At 64.4% G+C, this 18,887-nt stretch carries 12 protein-coding genes and 2 pseudogenes; 7 read left to right on the top strand and 7 right to left on the bottom strand.

The window, feature by feature from the left end; translation table 11 throughout:
* Positions 1 to 68 precede the first annotated feature (68 nt).
* Genes cydB through fdhF form a run of 4 tightly spaced genes read right to left on the bottom strand, consistent with a single transcriptional unit; the run spans position 69 to position 5,947 of the window.
* On the bottom strand, positions 69 to 1,061 hold the full coding sequence (gene cydB, locus ACCQ09_RS07315; protein WP_040940983.1) for a cytochrome d ubiquinol oxidase subunit II: 993 nt from the start codon (positions 1,059 to 1,061) through the stop codon (positions 69 to 71).
* Between the two features lie 42 nt (positions 1,062 to 1,103).
* On the bottom strand, positions 1,104 to 2,477 hold the full coding sequence (locus tag ACCQ09_RS07310) for a cytochrome ubiquinol oxidase subunit I (protein ID WP_011037792.1): 1,374 nt from the start codon (positions 2,475 to 2,477) through the stop codon (positions 1,104 to 1,106).
* A 12-nt stretch (positions 2,478 to 2,489) separates the two neighbouring features.
* Entirely contained in the window at positions 2,490 to 2,975 is a 486-nt protein-coding gene (locus tag ACCQ09_RS07305) for a helical membrane plugin domain-containing protein (protein WP_040940982.1), read from the bottom strand.
* Positions 2,975 to 5,947 (bottom strand): formate dehydrogenase subunit alpha, encoded by a 2,973-nt coding sequence (gene fdhF / locus ACCQ09_RS07300; protein WP_040940981.1) that lies wholly within the window; start codon positions 5,945 to 5,947, stop codon positions 2,975 to 2,977. The genes ACCQ09_RS07305 and fdhF overlap by 1 nt, the downstream gene beginning before the upstream one ends.
* Positions 5,948 to 6,331: 384 nt before the next feature.
* On the opposite strand from fdhF, the gene ACCQ09_RS07295 reads away from it, so the two are divergent.
* The 4 genes and pseudogenes from ACCQ09_RS07295 to ACCQ09_RS07280 all read left to right on the top strand — a co-directional run.
* Entirely contained in the window at positions 6,332 to 8,710 is a 2,379-nt protein-coding gene (locus ACCQ09_RS07295; RefSeq protein WP_228428401.1) for a TonB-dependent receptor, read from the top strand.
* A 789-nt stretch (positions 8,711 to 9,499) separates the two neighbouring features.
* Positions 9,500 to 11,281: a S8 family peptidase gene (locus tag ACCQ09_RS07290; RefSeq protein ID WP_040940979.1), complete on the top strand. Its 1,782-nt coding sequence runs from the start codon at positions 9,500 to 9,502 to the stop codon at positions 11,279 to 11,281.
* 1 nt (position 11,282) lies between these two features.
* Positions 11,283 to 11,903 carry a hypothetical protein gene (locus ACCQ09_RS07285; protein WP_040940978.1) on the top strand — a complete coding sequence of 207 codons (621 nt, stop codon included), beginning with the start codon at positions 11,283 to 11,285 and terminating at the stop codon, positions 11,901 to 11,903.
* A 179-nt stretch (positions 11,904 to 12,082) separates the two neighbouring features.
* Positions 12,083 to 12,839: pseudogene (locus ACCQ09_RS07280) on the top strand (S8 family serine peptidase); the annotation flags it as partial.
* Positions 12,840 to 12,845: 6 nt separating this feature from the next.
* Here ACCQ09_RS07280 and ACCQ09_RS07275 read toward each other — a convergent pair.
* Positions 12,846 to 13,207 (bottom strand): annotated as a pseudogene (locus ACCQ09_RS07275) (aldo/keto reductase); the annotation flags it as partial.
* Positions 13,208 to 13,231: 24 nt separating this feature from the next.
* The gene (locus tag ACCQ09_RS07270; RefSeq protein ID WP_228428402.1) at positions 13,232 to 14,440 is read right to left on the bottom strand and encodes an MFS transporter; all 1,209 of its coding nucleotides are present in this window, start codon (positions 14,438 to 14,440) and stop codon (positions 13,232 to 13,234) included.
* 99 nt (positions 14,441 to 14,539) lie between these two features.
* Between ACCQ09_RS07270 and ACCQ09_RS07265 the strand changes: the two genes are divergently transcribed.
* From ACCQ09_RS07265 to ACCQ09_RS07255, 3 genes are all read left to right on the top strand, one after another.
* Positions 14,540 to 15,472, top strand: a complete 933-nt coding sequence (locus ACCQ09_RS07265; RefSeq protein ID WP_011037803.1) for a LysR family transcriptional regulator — start codon at positions 14,540 to 14,542, stop codon at positions 15,470 to 15,472.
* Positions 15,473 to 16,146: 674 nt separating this feature from the next.
* Positions 16,147 to 17,928 carry a S8 family peptidase gene (locus ACCQ09_RS07260; protein WP_040940976.1) on the top strand — a complete coding sequence of 594 codons (1,782 nt, stop codon included), beginning with the start codon at positions 16,147 to 16,149 and terminating at the stop codon, positions 17,926 to 17,928.
* 328 nt (positions 17,929 to 18,256) lie between these two features.
* A complete protein-coding gene (locus tag ACCQ09_RS07255) occupies positions 18,257 to 18,520 on the top strand; it encodes a hypothetical protein (RefSeq protein ID WP_230428490.1) in 264 nt (87 codons plus the stop codon).
* Between the two features lie 153 nt (positions 18,521 to 18,673).
* Here the strand turns inward: ACCQ09_RS07255 and ACCQ09_RS07250 are convergent, their stop codons facing one another.
* Positions 18,674 to 18,883, bottom strand: coding sequence for a hypothetical protein (locus ACCQ09_RS07250; RefSeq protein ID WP_014508361.1), 210 nt, complete (start codon positions 18,881 to 18,883; stop codon positions 18,674 to 18,676).
* Positions 18,884 to 18,887 lie beyond the last annotated feature (4 nt).

The following is an 18,887-nucleotide window of genomic DNA, read 5'->3' as shown; positions in this document are numbered from 1 at the left end:
TAGGCAAGACGCCGGATGCGACGCCTATCGAAGCGATGGCTTACATCGCTGATTGCTCCAGGCACGCCTCACTCCGCCGCATGCCCGCGTGGCTTGACCTTGCCGCGGAACACGTAAAAGCCATAGCTGCTGTAGGCCAGCGTGCACGGCACCAGCACCGCGAACGCCAACAGCATCACGCCCTGGCTTGCCGGGGGCGATGCCGCCTGTGCGAGGGTGATGTCTGGCGGCAGCACCATCGGATACACGATGGCCAGCACACCGGCGTATGTGGCCACGACCACGCCCAGCACCGCAAACAAGGGCAGGAATGCGTGGCGGCTGCGCATCAGCAGATACATCGCCACCATCAGGCCGAGCACCGATGTACCCAGCGGCACGCTGATGTGCGCATCACCCAGCCGCTGCGCGTAGATCGGCGTCAGCCGTGCAAGCCAGACCACGCCCTGCGTGAGCAGCGCGACCAATACGATGCCCAGCACACGCGCCTGGTGCCGTGCACGCTGTTGCAGCTGCCCCTCGCTGCGCCACACCAGCCAACACGCCCCCAGCAGCAGGTAGCCCACCACCAACGCGACGCCGCAGAACAGCGGGAACGGCTGCAGCCATTCCCGGCCGTTGCCGGCGTATTGCCCGGCACGGTGCGCAACGCCGGCCAGATACGTGCCCGCCACCACGCCCTGGCAAAAGGTGGCCAACAGCGATGCCACCATGAACACCACATCCAGCACGCGGCGACGGCGATCAGTGCCGAGCTGGTCACGGTATTCGAGTGCGACCCCGCGACAGATCAGCGCCAGCAGCATGACAACCAGCGGCACATAGGTCGCATTGAGAAAAATGGCGTATGCGCTGGGAAACATCGCCAATAGGCTGCCGCCGCCCAGCACCAGCCAGGTTTCGTTGCCGTCCCACACCGGCAGGATCGAATAGGCCATCAGGTGCCGATCCGCATCGCTGCGATTGGCCGCGAACAACATGCCCACCCCCAGGTCGGTGCCATCCAGCACCACATAGGTGACCACGGTGAAGGCCAGCGCGGCGGCGGACAGGTGTTGCATGAGTTCAACGGAGAGATGCACAAACACGCTCCACGAAATGCATCAGTTGCCGGTCTGATCGGCCAGGCCCGGCGATGGCCCGCGCTCGCGCGCATGCGGCAGCCGACGCAGCACGCGCAGCAACAGGAACAGGCCGAGCCCGAAGACCAGCGGGTACAGCACCAGGATCGCCACGCTGGAGCTGGCAACCATCGGCAGCGACAGTGGCGAGGTGCTGTGCGCGGTGCGCAGTAGCCCATACACGGTGAACGGTTGCCGGCCGACCTCGGTCACCACCCAGCCGCACAGCATGGCGAGCATGCCCGATGGCGCCATGACCACCACCACCCGTTGCAACCAGCGCGCCTCGTAAAGGCGCCCGCGCGCGCGCAGCACCAGACTGAGCATGCCCACCGCAATCAGCAACAGGCCCAGCCCGACCATGGCCCGGAAGGCGAAGAACACAATGGGCACCGGTGGCAGATCGCTGCGGGGAAATTCACGCAGACCGGCAATGGTGCCGGTCCAGTTGTGGCGCAAGTACAGCGAGCCCAGGCGCGGTATGGCCAGCTCATGGCGATTGCGCTGCGCCTGCATATCGGGAATGGCGAACAGCCGCAGCGGTTCGCCCTCGCCTGCCGGCGGCCGCTGCCAACTGCCTTCGATCGCGGCAAGTTTTTGCGGTTGATGTTCCAGCGTATTGCGCCCATGCAGGTCGCCGGCCAGCAACTGCAGGGGCGCGACAATGGCGATCACCCACAGGCCCATCGAAAACATCAGCCGCGCGCCCGGATTGCGGGTATCGCGCAACACATGCCATGCGCCCACCGCTGCGATGATCGCTGCAGTGGCCAGCAACGCGGCCAGGCTCATATGCAGCATGCGCCAGGGAAACGATGGGTTGAAGATGATGCGCAGCCAGTCCACTGGCAGGAAGTTGCCATCGGCAGCACGTGCGAATCCGGCCGGCGTGTGCAACCACGAGTTGGCGGACAGGATCCAGAACGCGCTCACCAACGAGCCCAGTGCCACCATGCAGGTGGCAAAGAAATGCACACGGTGGCCGACCTTCTTCATGCCGAACAACATGATGCCCAAGAACCCGGCCTCCAGGAAAAACGCCACCAGCACTTCGAAGAACATCAACGGGCCGATCACTGCACCGGCCGCGCCGGACAGGCGCCCCCAGTGCAAGCCGAACACGAACTCCATCGGGATACCGGTCACCACGCCAGCGGCAGTGGTGAGCGAAAAGAGCTTCAACCAGTAGTTGTACACGTCCATGTACACACGCCTTCGCGTGCGCAGCCACAGCGCTTCCAGCACCACCAGGAAGTTCGCCAACCCCATGGTGAAGGCGGCCAGCACGATGTGCATGCCGATGGTGAAGGCGAACTGGCCGCGCACCAGCAGCAAGGCGTGTTCGGAAGCCTGCATGGCGTGCCTGGCTCAGCTCTCGCTGGGCTTGCCGCTGAAGGCGGAGATCGGCTTGTCGACCTGCTTGTCCAGGCCGGCGGCGAAGGCTTTCAGGCCATCGAGCACTGGCGTGATCGCATTCCACACCGCCTCGTCCTGCAGCAGCCGATACGCACCGCGCAGGCCGGGCGCCTCGCCCTGGGCTGCGGTCTGCGCACGGCTGCGCGCGATCTGGTCCAGCGCGTCCTTGCCGGCAAACACCACCTTGTAGAACTGGCTGGGCGGAATGCGCGACACCGCCATCGCCAGGATCGAGACGTTCTGCAGGACATTGAGCGGCCCAGGCTGGTTGATGCCATCAACCAGCACCTTGGCCAGTTTGTCCTGCGCGCCGACCAGGTCGTTGGCCAGGCGCAGTATCCCGCGCTGGTGCAGGGTCTCGAGCAGGCGGTCGAGTTCTTCGCGCGCGGTGGGCCCGATCGGTGTGGGTTTGACGTCGTAGTCCAGGGGTTCGGCCATCAGAATCTCTCCGGGTGCGGTGCGCGGGCCGGCGGCGCAACATAGTCTTCGCGTGCCCATTTCTGCTGTACCGGCACGCCATCGTTGGGCGTGCGATGCCCGTGGCGAAAGTTATGCGCAGGCAGCGGCGGTTTGCCGGTGCGGCCCAGCGGCTCCATGCGCACTGCCAACTCTTTGTAAGCCGGTGTGTTGACGTCGGGGTCGTGATGCTCGCCGGTGAGCAGATTGATGCCGGGCTTGCCCTGGTGGATGGGCAGGAACAGCGTGTTGCCGGCAACGCGATCAGTGATCACCACCGGTACCTCCAGCGAACCACGCCGCGAACTGAGCTTGACCCAATCGCCTTCCTGCAGGCCGCGCTCGGCCGCCAGCTGCGGGCTGACTTCGACAAACCAGTGCGGTGCCAGCGACCACAGCCGCGGCCCGCGGCCGGTCTGATTCATGCCCTGGAACTGTTCGAGCATGCGGCCGTTGTCCAGCATCAGATCGAACTGCGCATCGGCCTCCTCACCCGGGCGCTTCCATTGCAGCGGATGCAGGCGTGCCTTGCCGTCGTCGGTGTGGAAGCGCTCGGTGTAGAGCAGCGGCGTATCGCGGCCATCGTCCTGCATCGGCCAGAGCAGAGAGCGCCAGCCTTCCAGCCGCTGGTAGCTCACGCCTTTGAAAAGCGTAGCGATGCGGGCCACCTCGTCCATGATCTGGCTGGGGTGGGTATAGCCCCAATCGTGGCCCATGCGCGCGGCGAGTTCAGTGAGGATCTGCCAATCCGGCCGGCTCTGGCCGAGCGGTGGAAACACCTGGTGGAAGCGTTGGATACGGCGTTCGGTGTTGACGAAGGTGCCGTCCTTCTCGACGCTGGGGCACGCCGGCAACACCACATCCGCAAATTCGGCGGTACGGCTGAAGAACAGGTCCTGCACCACCATGAAGTCCAGCTTGGAGAAGCCACGGTGCACATTGCGCGCATCGGCGTCGGAAAACGCGGTTTCCTCGCCGATCACGTACATGGCGCGGATCTCGCCCTTGTCGGCCTGCTGCACCATCATGAAGTTGTCCGAGCCCACCTCCAGCGACAACTGCTCGGCCGGTACGTGCCAGGCCTGTGCCCACTTGTTGCGCACGGCCGGGTCAGAGACGCTTTCGTAGCCGGGGTACATGTTCTTCAGGCAGCCGAAGTCGCTGGCGCCTTGCACATTGTTGTGGCCGCGCATCGGGTAGCCGCCGGTGCCGGGGCGGCCGTAATTGCCGGTGACCAACAACAGGTTGGAGAGCGCGGTGCTGGTATCGGCGCCGTGCGTGTGCTGGGTGATGCCCATGGCCCAGACGATGCAGACCGAGCGCGCGCGGCCAATCATCTCGCCCGCTTCCACCAACTGTTCGCGGCTCAGGCCGGTGATCTGCGCCGCGTAGTCCAGCGTGAACGGTTCCAGCGACTGGCGGTATTCGTCCACCTGATTGACGCGCTGTGCAAGGAACTGCGTATCCGCGTAGCCGTTGTCGAACATGTAGCGCGACAGCGCCGACGCCCACACGATATCGGTGCTGGGCACGGGGCGCAGGAACAGGTCCGCGCGCTCGGCCATCTCGTGCTTGCGCGGGTCTACCACGATGAGCTTCTGCCCGTGCAGCTTGCGCGCCGCCTTGAGCTTGGAGGCGATCACCGGGTGGTTCTCGGCCAGGTTGCTGCCGACGATGACCACCAGTTCGGCCTGCTGCAGATCGGCGATGGTGCCGGCGTCGCCGCCGTAGCCGACGGTGCGGAACAAACCCTCGGTGGCCGGGTTCTGGCAATAGCGCGAGGAGTTGTCGACGCTGTTGGTACCGATGATCAGGCGCGCGATCTTCTGGGTGAGGTAGGCCTCTTCATTGCTGGCCTTGCTGGAGCCGATGAAGCCGATGCTCTGCGCGCCGTGGAGGTCGCGGATCTCCAGCAACCGGCGCGCCACCAGTGCCAAGGCCTCGTCCCAACTTGCCTCGCGGAAGCGGCCGTGCTCGCGGATCAACGGCGTGGTGAGCCGCTTGGGGTCGTTGACGAAATCCCACGCAAACTTGCCTTTGACGCAGGTGGAAATGCCGTTGGCGGGTGCGTCTACCACCGGTTGCACCTTGAGCAGGTGGCGGTCGCGCGTCCACATCTCGAACGAGCAACCCACCCCGCAATAGGTGCATACCGTCTTGGTGCGTTTGATCTCCGGCTGCCGCCAGTGCATGTCCAGCACCGACACACCGGTGATCGGCGGTGCGCCGATGGTGTTTTCCAGCGTCTTGACCATATCGATCATCGGCCGCTTCAACTCTTGCGGCAATGCGGTGAGCGGTCCGGCATCCGGCTGCATGGTCTTTTCCAGCAACGCATTACACGGGCACACCGTCACGCAGTGGCCGCAACTGACGCAGCTGGACGCGTTGATGGGCTTGCCGCCGTCCCACAGCACGCGCGGGTGCTCCATCGAAAAATCGATGGACAAGGTCTCGTTGACCTCGACCTTCTGGCAGGCCTCTACGCAACGGCCGCACAGGATGCATTGGTCCGGATCGTAGGTGTAGAACGGATTACTGTGATCCTTTTCGTACGGCTTGCGCTGGAAGGCGTAACGCTGGATCGGCATCTTCATGTCGGCGAACGTGTTGTGCAGCGTGCAATCGCCGGTGTTGTGCTCGCATAGCGTGCAGTAGAGCTCGTGCTTGGCCAGCACGCGGTCCATGCCTTCGTGCCGCGCGGCATGCGCGCGCTCCACCGTACTGGACACTTCCAGCCCATCGTGGCTGCGCAGCGTGCAGCCACGCACCAATTCGCCGCCCACTTCGACCCAACACACATCGCAGGTCTGCGGTGCGCCGAGCGCGGGGTGATAACAGATGTGGGACAGGTCGATGCCGTGCCCGCTCAGAAACTCGATCAGCGGAATATCCGCCTGGCCGTGCAGCGTCTTGCCGTCGTAGACCACGGTGCAGTGACTGCCGTGTTGCATCAGGTGCCCTTGTTTGCGGCAGACAGCGCCGTGTTGGCGCGTCAGCTGCCGGGGGTGCCGGGGGTGGCAGGTCGCGCAACGAGTGCGCGCCTGTGCGACAGCAATGCCGCACGCCTCACGCTAAGCACGCGCTTGCAAAACACGTGTGAATGCATTGCACACGCTGCGTTGATCTTCGGCGTGGCTGCAGGCGGTATTTGCGCGCATCGACACGCTTGACGCGGCGCACAACAGCTTTTGCCGGCGACTCCGTTAGAACAGCAACGCAGCATGCGTTGGCATGTTGCAGGCGCCAGTTCCGTCATGTGCGGCTGGTCACCTTTCAGGCGGCATGCCGGCCCCGCCGCATTGCCTGCCTCTTTGCTGCCACCCAGGAGAGCACCCATGACCTCATCCATGCCCCGCTACGCACTGTCGCTTGCGATCGGCGCCCTGCTTGCACCGCTCGCACACGCGCAAACTGCATCCCCGGATGCAGGCAAGCAAGACGCCACCACGCTGGACGCGGTAATTGTCAGCGGCACGGCCCGCTTCAAGGGTTTGGCCAAGCGCGATGCAAGTTTTTCGATCACCACCGCCAGCCCCGAACAGATTCAGCAAGCGGTGCCGCAAAGCACGGCGGATCTGTTGAAGATCGTGCCGGGCGTGTGGGCCGAGCCCAGCGGTGGCGGCACCGGTGCGAACATCTTCGTGCGCGGCATGCCCTCCGAAGGCGACGCGCCGTTCGTGACCATGCAGCTGGACGGCTCGCCCCTGTTCCCGCCGCCGACCTTATCGTTCCTGGAAAACTCCACGCTCTTTCGTGTTGATGACACAGTCGAGCGGATGGAGGTGCTGCGCGGCGGCTCCAGCCCCATCTTCTCCAACGGCCAGCCCGGCCTCACCGTCAATTTCATTCAGAAAAAAGGCCAGGACGAACCCGAAGGCAGCGTGCGCCTGACCGGCGGCAACAATGCGCTGCGTCGCATCGATGTGTTCAACAGCGGGCCGATGGGCAACGGCTGGTACTACAGCATCGGCGGTTTCTTCCGTGAAACCGATGGCGTGCGCGACCCACAGTTTTCCGCCGACAAGGGTGGCCAGTTCAGTGCCACCTTGAGCAAGCGCTGGGACAGCGGCGAGTTGTCGTTCTATGCACGCCACACCGATGATAACAACGCCTTCTACACCGCGATTCCGCTGCTCTCGCGCAACAACGGCAACGACTTGTCCAGCTTCCCCGGTTTGAACGCGCAGACCGGCACCCTGCTCGGCCGCGACTTCCGCAATGTGGATCTACTGGTCGGCCCGAACGGCGAAACCATCCAGCGCGACCTGGCCGACGGGCGCGGCGTCAACATCGATGTATTCGGTGGCGAATTGAACTGGGATGTGGGCGGCTGGACGGTTGCTGATCGCTTCAACGTGATGGCGGGCACCGCGCCCACCTATGCCCTGTTCACCGGCGATGCGCCGCAGCGGCTGGGCGACTTCATTGCCGGTTACGGCACCACCGGCAGTGGCAGATTCACCAACGGCGGCGGCGCGGTCGACCCCAACCAGCAAGTGCTGGAAGCCGGCTGGTGGTCGGTGGACAAACGTTTGAACTTCTTCACCAACGATCTGCGCCTGAGCCGCGAGCTGTTCGCCGGCAACACGCTCACCGTGGGCGCGTACTACGCCAAGTATTCCTCCGCAGACACCTGGTACCTGGGCAACACCATGTTGCTCACCGCGCAGAACAACGCGCGCCGCATCGATGTGGACCTGGCAGACGGGCGCCAGGCCACGCGTCAAGGATTTACCAGTACCGCGTTCCTCAATCTGCGCGCCAACTACGACGGCGAGAACATCGCCGCCTTTGTTGCCGACGAATGGGAACTCAGCGAGCGCCTGCGCCTGGACCTGGGTGCACGCTACGAGCGCCAGAGCGTCACTGGTGACGTGCACGACACCGCCACCGTGGACCTGGATGGCAACCCGGCCACTGTGTACGACAACGCCACCTCGCTGGCGTTGGCCAGCACCCGCCGCATCGACCAGGACGATGAAGCCTTCTCGTGGACGGCCGGCCTGAACTTCAGACTCAACGACAACAACAGCCTGTTCGCGCGCGCCAACTCCGGGGTCAAGTTTCCCGGCTTCGACAATCTGCGCGATGGCCAGACCCGCGTGCAGGACGTGGACCAGTACGAGCTCGGGCTGAAGTCCGGCGCCAGCAATTACGACCTGTATCTCACCGCGTTCTACAACACCTTCAAGAATTCGCCGTTCCAGGCGTTCCTGGCCAATGGCGAGAATTTCACCGCGGTGGGTGACTCGCGCGCACGCGGCCTGGAAGTGGAAGGCGCCATCCGCCCGTTTGGCGGCTTCGAGCTGGCGGGCACCGGCGTGTGGCTGGACGCGAAATACCGCAACTACCGCGAATTCACCGGCAACCAGGTGATGCGTCAGCCCAAGCGCCAGTTCCGCGTGACGCCCAGCTATTACTGGATGCTGCCATTCGGCGACCTCAAGGTGTTCGCCACCTATTCCTACATCGGTGATCGCTTCGCAGACCTGGCCAATAGCCAGCGCCTGCCGTCCTACGACATGGTGGACATCGGCGCCAACCTGCACGTGGGCGACCAATGGGAAGTCACGGCCAGCGGCAGCAATGTGACCGACACCCTGGGCTTGACCGAAGGCAATGTGCGTGTGCCCGGCGCTGCGACCGGCGGCGTGTTCATGGGCCGCCCGATTGCCGGGCGGCAGTACCAGATGTCGGTGGCGTATCGCTGGTAGGCACCAGAGCGGCGTTTCACGCACGGCAGCTTAAGGCTGTTGCGCGATGAGTGCGTAGGCGCATACGACGCCTCTACAAGTGGCTTGCGAAACACAGGCGCTGGGCACGCCTATGTTTTGCCTGCTGGTGAGTTGTGCCGTCGTCGCGCCAATCCCACACCGCCACTTGCCACACCAGCACACCACGCTCGAAATGCGAAGTAAGACCACGCATCACCATTGCTTGTACTTATCGCAACCGCACAAAGCAGCGCACAACAGGGCAATTTAACGCCTGCAAACTTCGCATTGGCGACGCAACCCGACGTGACTGACATAAAGTGCGTGGCCGGTCACGCGCGATGCCACATGTGCACGCCTTGCAGCCGAGGTCTCACCCACTTTTAATCAAGGTACTGCCGGTGCCTTCGCATCGCCAGCGTCGGCTGCGCAACTGCGCACAGGGGAGCCGATCGAGGACCAGCCGCATCCATCGTCAAGCACGCGGATGCGTTTTTCTGCTCTTTCGGGATACATGGACATGACGCCTGTTGCTGCCTTCCTGCCTTCGCCCTGTTCCAACAAACCCCACCGAATGCCCGGCGTGCAGCCAGCACGCCCCCGCGCCGCATAGGCGCGGCTGCTGCCGCATGCGGTAAGCACCGCAACCCCATGCCACAGACACAGGTTCCACCGCAGCAGGCCTGACGGCCCCGCCTGCGCGATGGAGTGTGAGCTGGCCGATTTTTGATCGGTCGGCCGGGTCTGTGCCACTTCGACTGTGTCACCCCTCCACTGGAGTCAAACCGAATGCAATTACATCGCAGGCGATACCTCGCGCTGGTGATCAGCGCCTTGGTGATCGGAACTCCCCCCATGCTGGCCACCGCCACACAGCCGGCAAGCACTGTACGTGCCAGCGCCGCAGGCGACCCGCTGTATCGCTACCAATGGCATCTCTCCAACCAGGGGCAGCCGGTGATTGGCGACAGCCGTCCCGTGCCTGGCGCTGATATGGACGTTGATCTCCTGCATGCACTGGGCATTCGCGGCCGCGGCGTGCGCGTGGGCGTGGTGGATGACGGCCTGGAGATTGGCCACGAAGATCTCGCTGGCAACATCATCCCGAATGGGTCGCACAATTTCGGCAATGGCTCGCACGATCCCACGCCTAGTGACCCGGGCTTTGGTCACGGCACTTCGGTGGCGGGCATCATCGCTGCGGTTGGCTGGAATGGCCGTGGCGGTCGCGGCGTTGCACCCGAGGCCTTGCTGGCTGGATTCGATCTCCTGGGCAGCGACTCCGCCGGGAGCGACGCCCAGGTCCGCTATTCCTGGGGTGATGGCCCGGAGGCACGCAGCCTCGATGTCTTCAACAACAGCTGGGGCTCGGCGCCGGACTTCTACCCCGACGTTTCATTGGAAGAGGGGCAGTCCTGGGAAGCGCTCATGCGCTCGACACGCGGCGGGCTGGGCGGCATCTACATCAAGTCAGCCGGGAACAGCTTCAGGCGTGTCCGCGGCCGCGACGCCGAGGGCAGGATCGTCAATCTCTGCAGCGACCTGTCACGCACCTTGAATGTCGGTTGCCTGCTCACTAACGTGGATCCACTCAGCAATCTGCCCGCAACCATCGTGGTCGCCAGCGTGGACGCCACCGGCAAGCGGGCCTCGTACTCGTCATCCGGTTCGGCGTTGTGGATCTCCGGTCTGGGCGGTGAGTTCGGCTACCAGCGCAAGTTCTATCCCAATGCGGCCCAGGTTTTCGCTCCTGATACCGCGCCTTTCGCCTACGATCCGGCCATCGTCACCACCGATCTCAGCGGCTGCAGCGCTGGTGACAACGTGGATGGCACCACAGTGGAAAACGCACTGACCGGCAGCACGTCAAGGATCGACGCGTCCTGCAACTACAGCGCGCTGATGAACGGCACATCTGCGGCGGCGCCAACCGTCTCCGGTGTTGCAGCGCTCATCCTCGGTGCCAACCCCAGCCTGACTGCGCGCGATGTCAAATACATCCTGGCCAAGACCGCGCGCCAGATTGATCCCTGGCAGCCCGCATCGGTCTACCAGGGCAGCGTGATCGACCCTGGCTGGATCACCAACGCCGCCGGGCATCATTTCAGCAACTGGTATGGCTTCGGCCTGGCCGACGGCGCAGCAGCCGTCTACGAAGCGACCTACTTCAAGCCGCTACCAGCGGTGCGTGATACGCAATGGGTTGCCTCCACGGCGGCTGCAAGCCAGATCGGTGGACCGGCGCGACCGGCCAAGCAACGCATCCGCATCACCCAGGCAATGAAGGTGGAAGCGGTGCAACTGTCATTGGCCACCACCCACCGCACGCCGGCCAATCTACGCGTGGTGCTGGAGTCGCCGAGCGGCACGCGAAGCTACGTGATGACGCCGTTCTCGCTGCTGGATGCCGATGCCTACGCGCAGACCGGCTTCTACATCGACCTCACGTCCAGCAATGCGTTTCTGGATGAGAGAGCGCAAGGCGTGTGGACGCTGGAGATCACCGACATGAGCGAGCCGACCACCACGGCGGCGTTACAGAACTTCAAACTTCGTATCCTGGGGCACTGACATGAAGACCACGCTTGTTCTTTCCGCACTCCTCGTTTCCTTCGGTGCGTGCGGCATCACGCAGGCCGCGCAGTTCATGGACGCGCAGGCGCTCGGTGCCGCGGCAACCGGCGAACGTTTTACCTCCGGTCCGGACACCTACCGCATGCTGCCGGGAACGGTGGTGCTTGATCCGCTACCGGCCGAGCTTGCAGATGGCGCGGTATCGCCGGCTGCGAAAAATCGTGCCACTCCCTTTGCGGCGCGGCCCACTGGAAACGTGGCCGCGCGGATCGGCCCTTACGCGGTGGTTCTGGACACGCCGGCCGGCGCTGCGCGCAGCGGGTTGCGAGCAGCCCCCAGCACGGAGCGGCCACTCGCCGCAGCAGTGAACGAGCGCAACGGGCGCGTGGTGCTGGTGAGGCCTCAGCTAAAACTCGCCGGCACCACACCAGCTCACGCCACCTCGCTGGCGCGCACCTCCGGGGGCACCATCGTCTATACATCGACCGTGGATAACAGCGCGGTAATCGCCTATTCCTCGGTAGAAAAGGCGGAACAGGCGCTGGCTCGCCTGCAGGCCAACAGTGGCGGCGCGCAGCTCTCGCTCGTGGTGGCGCAATCGATCATGCAACCGATGTGAGCGCAGGCTGGCTGCCGGCTGATGCCGGCGGCCAGCACTTTCGGGCGCACAGGCTGCGCTGTTCGATCTGGCCTGCCTGACAGGTGCGACGCGCGATGTCAGCGGCCGTGTGTAGCACGCGCGCCCACGGATAACACCACGTGTCAAGGCCATTCCGCTTCCAGTTGGAGATCATTGCAATGACCTTATTTGGTAGACGACATCTTGCAATATCAATGAGTACAACGCTGATCGCTTTGGCAGCTTTTGCAGCACACGCAGCCCCACCTGGTAACACGGCCAGCGGCGTGGCAGGCGATCCACTACTGCGTTACCAGTGGCACGTGTTGATCCAGGGCCAGGCGGTCATCGGCGACAGCCACCCGGTTGCAGGCGTGGACATGGATGTGGACATCCTCCACGCGCCAGGTATCCGCGGCAAACACGTGCGCATCGGCGTGGTGGATAGCGGTCTGGAGATCAGCCATGAAGACCTGGCGGCGAATGCCATCCCGAACGGCTCGTACAATTTCATGGATGGCTCGACTGATCCCACGCCCTCAGGGCCGGGCTACGATCACGGCACGTAAGTCGCAGGTATCGTCGCCGCGGTTGGTTGGAACGGGCGCGGCGGGCGCGGTATTGCACCGAGGCCTCGCCTGCGGGGTTTGCGTTTGGCGAAGCATCTTCGGTGACAGACGCGGGCATTCGTTACGCCTGGGGAGACGGGCCCCAGTCAAGGCCCTGGACGTGTTCAACTTTTCCTGGGGCAATATCGGCCCGTTCTATCGGGACTTCCCGCTGCAAGACCAGCAATCGTGGGATGCATTGATGCAGTCCACCCGCAGTGGGCGCGGTGCGATTTATGTCAAATCGGCTGGCAACAGCTTTCTCAATTTGCGCGGACGCGACCAGGACGGAAATGTGATCGATGCCTGCGGCGACGCTGCGCGCGCGAACGGTGTAGTCGGTACGCAGGCGAAGCAGCGAGGCATCCACCGCACGCAGCAGGCGGAAGCGCGAGGCACCGGCATCGTTGGGCCCATCGCCCAGGCGCAGGCCGGTCTTGGTCGACAGGATCACCTGCTCGCGGCGCCCTGCAGGGCCTGGCCGAGGATCTCCTCGGAGGCACCATCCGAATACACGTCGGCGGTGTCGAACAGATTCACACCCGCCTCCAGGCACAGGTCGATCATGCGCTGCGCCTGCGCCACACCGGTATCGCCCCACGCCGAAAACAGCGGGCCTTGACCGCCAAATGTCCCTGCACCGAATCCCAACACGGGCACCTTGAAACCGGAACGACCGAGAAAACGCGTTTCCATGCAGCACCTCCGTTGATGGATGTTTCAGCGCCCTTGCACGCAGCCGGCCGGCAGCGCGGCCTGGCGGCGCTGCAGCTGCACGCTCCATAGCGCAATGCCCAAGCCGAGCGCTGTGAGTGCCGCCGCCACCCACGGCGTGGCGAGCAGGCCGGCACCGGAGGCGATCACCACCCCGCCTAGCCAGGCGCCGAGCGCATTGCCCAGATTGAAGGCGGCGATATTCAAGCTGGAGGCCAGGTTCTGTCCGGCGCCGCGGGCATGCTCGAGCACGCGCAATTGCAGCGGCGCCACCGTGGCAAACGCCGCCACGCCGAGCAGGCCGACAAAGGCGATCATGGCCGGCTTGCTGTGCAGCACCAGGCCCATGGCGCCCAGCACCACCACCAGCGCAGCCAGCGTGCCCAACAAGGTCGCGGTGGGCCGGCGATCGGCCAGGCGCCCGCCCAGCAAGTTGCCCACGATCATGCCCACGCCAAACACCAGCAGCACCGGCGACACCGCCGCTTGCGCAAAGCCGGTCACTTGCACCAGCAGCGGCTGGATATAGGTGAACACCGCGAACACGCCGGCATAGCCCACCACCGTCATCGCCAGGGCCAGCAACACCTGGCCGCGCGCAAGCACGCGCACCTCCTGGCGCCACGGCACCGGCGGCGCGGCCCCGGCCGCAGCAGGCACCCACAGCGCCACCGCGGCGGTGGCCAGCACGCCGATCACCGCCACCGCCCAGAAGGTGGCGCGCCAGCCCAGCTGCAGGCCCAGCCACGCACCGGCCGGCACGCCGAGCAGCGTCGCCACGGTGAGGCCGGCGAACATCAACGAGATGGCCGAGGCGCGGCGTTCGGGCGCGACCAACGAGGTTGCCACCACCGCGCCAACACCGAAGAAGGTGCCGTGCGCCAGCGAGGTCAGCATCCGCGCGATCATCAGGCTGGTGTAGTCCGGCGCCAGCGCACAGGCAATATTGCCCAGCGTAAACACCAGCATCAGCGCCACCAGCACGGCCTTGCGCGGCCAGCGGGCACTGGCCAGCGTGAGTACCGGCGCGCCCACGAACACGCCCAGCGCGTAGCCGCTGATCAACAGGCCCGCCGCGGTCAGCGACACGCCCAGGTCGGCAGCCACTTGCTGCAGCAACCCCATGATCACGAATTCGGTGGTGCCGATGCCGAACGCACCGATGGTCAGGGCCAACAGTGCGGGCGGCAGGCGGGACGTAGCAGGAGCAGACATGGCAGGAACCCCGAAGGAACAGCGCACAGCCTGCGCCGGGCGATCCTCTGCAAAAACCCCTGTTATGCTGATTCACTCTCAACACAACGTTGATAATGCATGGACCGTCTCGGCGACATCGCCCTGTTCCTGCGCGTGCTCGACCTGGGCTCGATCACTGCGGCCGCGCACAGCCTGGACCTCTCGGTGGCGGTGGCCAGCCAGCGCCTGAAGCGGCTGGAACGCGACCTTGGCGTGCGCCTGCTGCACCGAACCACCCGCCGCATGCACCCCACCGCGGAGGGCCAGCAACTGGCCGCACGCGGCCGCGTGCTGGTGGACGACCTGGACGCCCTGGCCGACGACTTGCGCGAGAGCGCACAGGATGTGGGCGGCACCTTGCGAGTCACGCTATCGGCCTCGTTCGGGCAGCAGTACATTTCGCCGCTGCTGCCGGAATTCCAGGCGCGGCACCCGCGCCTGCGCATCAGCGCGCATCTCAGCGACGATCTGGTCGACCTGGTCAAGCAAGGCTTCGACCTGGCAATCAGAATCGGCCCGCTCGAAGATTCCGGGTTGGTGGCCAGGCGCATCGCTCCCAACCGCCGCACCCTGAGCGCCTCGCCTGCCTACCTGCAGCGCCACGGCACGCCACGCACACCCGAAGAGCTGGCCCAGCATGCCGGCGTGCTGCTGATGGGCCGCGATGGGCGCCAGGATGTCTGGACCCTGCAAACGCCGGAAGGTGGACAGGTACGGGTGCGCATGCAGAGCCGTTTCGAAAGCAATTTTGGCGAACTGATGCGCGATGCGGTGATCGCCGGGCAAGGCATCGCAGTGCATTCGTACTGGCACATTGCCGAGGACCTGCGCGCCGGCCGCCTGGTCGAAGTGATGCCCGACTACCCGCCGCCCACCTCGCAGATCAGCGCGGTCATGCCGGCGCGGCAATTGCAGCCGCCCCGCGTGCGTGCGTTTGTGGACTTTCTGCTCGAACACTTCGGCGAGACGCCACCCTGGGAACTGCCTAGTGCTGCAAGAGGTGGTGAGTGACGCCACCGCAGCGTGCCATCAGTATCCTGGGTTCAGAGCACGCTTCAGCCTACGTCGGCCGCTGAATAACTTCGCGTTGCGATTGATTGTTTGGATCGATCACGTCAAAAAAATCCCCATCGCACGCACATGCTGTGCCGTTATCCGCAGCAGTTGCGCATAGAACTACATGTCACTGCAAAAATCGCTGCTGCATCACAGCCGGCGCCGCGTTCTGCGATTTGTCGTGCTGCATCGCTGCAGTTACATCTGTGCCCAGTCGCTTGCAGATCACGCGACCGCGCCGAGCCGAGCATTCCCAATGCTCGCCGGCTGCACAGGATCGCCTGCGTCGTTGCATGACCCGGGCGCATGGATAGATACCGACCGGACTCGATGAAGATGGATATGCCTTCGCTCCTGATGTACCCGTACGTGCCATGCCGGCCCCGTGATGTTGCGTGGTCCGCTGCCGCCGTTCCACTGCGATATCGCACACCACATCAGCGCTGATAGCCCGCATTAACCGCCCGCGTACTCCCCGCTCGGCGCACGACGCACGACGCCCTTGATGCATCACACACGACCATAGCGGCCGTGTACGCACGACGCATGCGCGCCATTGCGAGCGCCTGCATGCGCTACGCCGTCGATTACGGCAAATCTACCGCTCGCACCCAAATGGGACTCTGTTGATGACTTCTTTTCCGCAACGGCAATTGCTGTTCTCCGCGCTCGTGCTGGCGCTGTGTAGTGCGGCATCCTCGGCACCGGTGTTGGCGCAAACACCGGCAACATCACGCGCCCAACCCAGGCCACCAGAAGAAAGTGACCCGCTTTTCCGCTATCAATGGCATTTGCTCAACGATGGGCAAGAGGTCATTGCCGACACTCGGCCACGCGCCGGAACGGATCTGAATGTGGGCCCGCTGCATACGTTGGGGCTGCGTGGACAAGGCGTAACCGTCGCCGTCGTGGACGACGCACTCGAACTACGCCACCCGGATCTTGTTGCCAACGTGGTGCCCGGCGGTTCCAAGAACTTTGTCGATGGATCGAATGATCCAACGCCACGCAACGGCGCTTCCCACGGCACGATGGTTGGCGGGATCATGGCGGCAGTGGGCTGGAACGGGCTTGGTGGTCGCGGCGTTGCGCCCGATGCGCGCCTGAAAGGTTTCAACATCCTTTCCTCAGAAGAAAGCCCGACCGACTTCGATACCAATCTACGCGCCTCCTGGGGCGATTCGGTGCAATCCCGGGATGTGGATGTATTCAATAACAGCTTTGGCTCAGATCTGACGTACTACCCGACAATCTCTCCAGCAGCAGAGCGCTCGCTTGACCGCTTGATGCGTCGAGCAAGAAACGGCAAGGGGGGTCTGTATGTCCAGGCAGCAGGGAACACGTTCGATAGTTTTACGGTTCTCGACGACCAGGGGAACTGGGTGGAGCGATGCCCTGTGCTGGCCCGCACCTTGGGAGTCACTTGCTCCACGCCGGCTACCGATCCGTTGAGTAACCAACCCCTGATCATCGCGACGGGCGCAGTCAATGCACGCGGCCTGCGCTCGTCCTACTCTTCAGCCGGCGCGGCGCTATGGGTCACCGGCTTCGGCGGGGAGTTCGGGCTGCAACGCCGCTACTTTGGCGACCGGCCGCGGCCCGCGTTGTTCGATCCCGCCATCGTCACCACCGACCTGACTGGCTGCGCCGTCGGTGACAACAGGGACATCGCCGGCCAGCCGCCGATCAATGCATTGGCTTCAAGCAGCTCACCGATCGACGCCTCTTGCAACTACTCCGCGGCAATGAACGGCACCTCCGCAGCGGCACCCACGGTTGCTGGGGTGGTTGCGCTGATCGTGCAGGCCAATCCGTCGCTCACCGCGCGCGACCTTAAGTACATCCTGGCAACAAGCGCGCGCCAGATCGATCCTGCGCAGCAGGTGATCCGCTACCAAGGCAGCGTGATCGAGCCGGGCTGGATCACCAATGCGGCCGGCCATGCATTTAGCAACTGGTACGGTTTCGGCCTGGTGGACGCTGCCGAAGCGGTCTATCGCGCCTATGGGTTCCAGCCGCTTCCGCCCCAGCGCGATCTGGGCTGGAAAGCGGCACGCGCAGGCACATCGACGATTGGCGGACCAAATGCCGCGGCAACCTTGCGGTTGCGGCTCGGGGACACGCTCAAGATCGACACCGTGCAGTGGTCGATGCAGACCACCCACAAGACACCGAGCAATCTCCGGGTAGTGCTGATCTCGCCGAGTGGCACCCGCAGCTACGTGCTCACTCCCTTCCAGGCCTTGGATACGATCACGCAGGGGGCCGGCTTTGAGATACCGCTTTCGACCAGCAATGCCTTCCTAGACGAAAACGTTGCCGGCACCTGGACGCTGGAAGTCACCGACATGACCGGCTCGGACGTTCCCGCCCAACTGACGGGCTTCAAACTGCGCATCCTGGGACATTGACATGAACCTCGCTCTCGGTACGACCCTCATCCTTTGCGCGCTTGCCAGCATGCCGGCCTCTGCGCAAGACACCGACCGGCTCGCATTGCAGCGTGCCGCAACCGGGCAAGGCTTCACCATCGGCGATACCAACTTCAGGTTGGTACCCAACGCCAGAGTGCTACGCGATACAACGCCGCCGCCCCGCGCAGATGTGCCTGCAATGCGCCGTAGCACCACTGCCGCTGCCGGCGTAACGCTGCAGCACATTGGCCCGTATGTCATCTCCAGCGGCAACTCACCGCGCTCACCGCGTACCACGCCCGTCGGCGACGTGGAGGAGCCGTCGTTGATGGTGGCAATCAATCAGCGCAACGGCCAGCCAGTGGTGGCGTCACCACGCCTGCAGGTGTATGCCGGCGATGCCGATGCCATCGTTCGCTTGGCGCGGCAAACCAATGGTGCTGTCTTGGCAGCATCACAGGATGGCACGGGCGTGATCGGCTATCGTTCGGTCCCGGAAGCACTCGCAGCGCTACCAACCGTAAGGCGCGGCGGCGGCGTTGACGACGTTGTCCTTCAGGTGATCCAGGCAGTCCCACGCCTGCGCTAGTGCTAGCCGCCGCCACCGTGTGGAACGATTCACACGGTGGCGGTGATGTACCGGGCACGACTGACGGAGGAGTTAACCGGCCCGATCATGCGTCGCCCGCTGCGATCTCCGTGTTCGTCCTTCAGGGGAACACGCGTTTGCCGACGATCCAGTTCACTTAAGCGTACTCGTGCGGTACAGGCGCTTGCGCAACCCGCGCCGCTGCACCTCGCTGAGCAAATGCCCATGCGTGTGCAACAGGCCAAGGATCTGCTGGTGCGCCAGTTGGGTGCGCCGTGCGAGCTCGGCCGTTGCCGCCAGCTCGATCGCTTTCCAGTCGGCAGGGGTTGCGGGATCTGCGGGGAGTGAACGCTTTGCGGCCATGAGG

It is taken from the genome of Xanthomonas sp. NCPPB 2586, assembly GCF_041475775.2.
In the GTDB taxonomy this organism is placed as follows: domain Bacteria; phylum Pseudomonadota; class Gammaproteobacteria; order Xanthomonadales; family Xanthomonadaceae; genus Xanthomonas; species Xanthomonas campestris.
The sequence above is the reverse complement of the archived record's forward strand: the minus strand, read 5'-3'. Positions and strand labels throughout refer to the sequence as shown.

Excerpts from the sequence above, each read along its gene's own strand:
- ACCQ09_RS07270 (WP_228428402.1), bottom strand. The coding sequence starts at position 14,440 with ATGTCTGCTCCTGCTACGTCCCGCCTGCCGCCCGCACTGTTGGCCCTG.
- fdhF (WP_040940981.1), bottom strand. The coding sequence starts at position 5,947 with ATGCAACACGGCAGTCACTGCACCGTGGTCTACGACGGCAAGACGCTG.
- ACCQ09_RS07260 (WP_040940976.1), top strand. The coding sequence starts at position 16,147 with ATGACTTCTTTTCCGCAACGGCAATTGCTGTTCTCCGCGCTCGTGCTG.
- ACCQ09_RS07285 (WP_040940978.1), top strand. The coding sequence starts at position 11,283 with ATGAAGACCACGCTTGTTCTTTCCGCACTCCTCGTTTCCTTCGGTGCG.
- ACCQ09_RS07250 (WP_014508361.1), bottom strand. The coding sequence starts at position 18,883 with ATGGCCGCAAAGCGTTCACTCCCCGCAGATCCCGCAACCCCTGCCGAC.
- ACCQ09_RS07310 (WP_011037792.1), bottom strand. The coding sequence starts at position 2,477 with ATGCAGGCTTCCGAACACGCCTTGCTGCTGGTGCGCGGCCAGTTCGCC.
- ACCQ09_RS07305 (WP_040940982.1), bottom strand. The coding sequence starts at position 2,975 with ATGGCCGAACCCCTGGACTACGACGTCAAACCCACACCGATCGGGCCC.
- cydB (WP_040940983.1), bottom strand. The coding sequence starts at position 1,061 with ATGCAACACCTGTCCGCCGCCGCGCTGGCCTTCACCGTGGTCACCTAT.
- ACCQ09_RS07265 (WP_011037803.1), top strand. The coding sequence starts at position 14,540 with ATGGACCGTCTCGGCGACATCGCCCTGTTCCTGCGCGTGCTCGACCTG.
- ACCQ09_RS07290 (WP_040940979.1), top strand. The coding sequence starts at position 9,500 with ATGCAATTACATCGCAGGCGATACCTCGCGCTGGTGATCAGCGCCTTG.
- ACCQ09_RS07295 (WP_228428401.1), top strand. The coding sequence starts at position 6,332 with ATGACCTCATCCATGCCCCGCTACGCACTGTCGCTTGCGATCGGCGCC.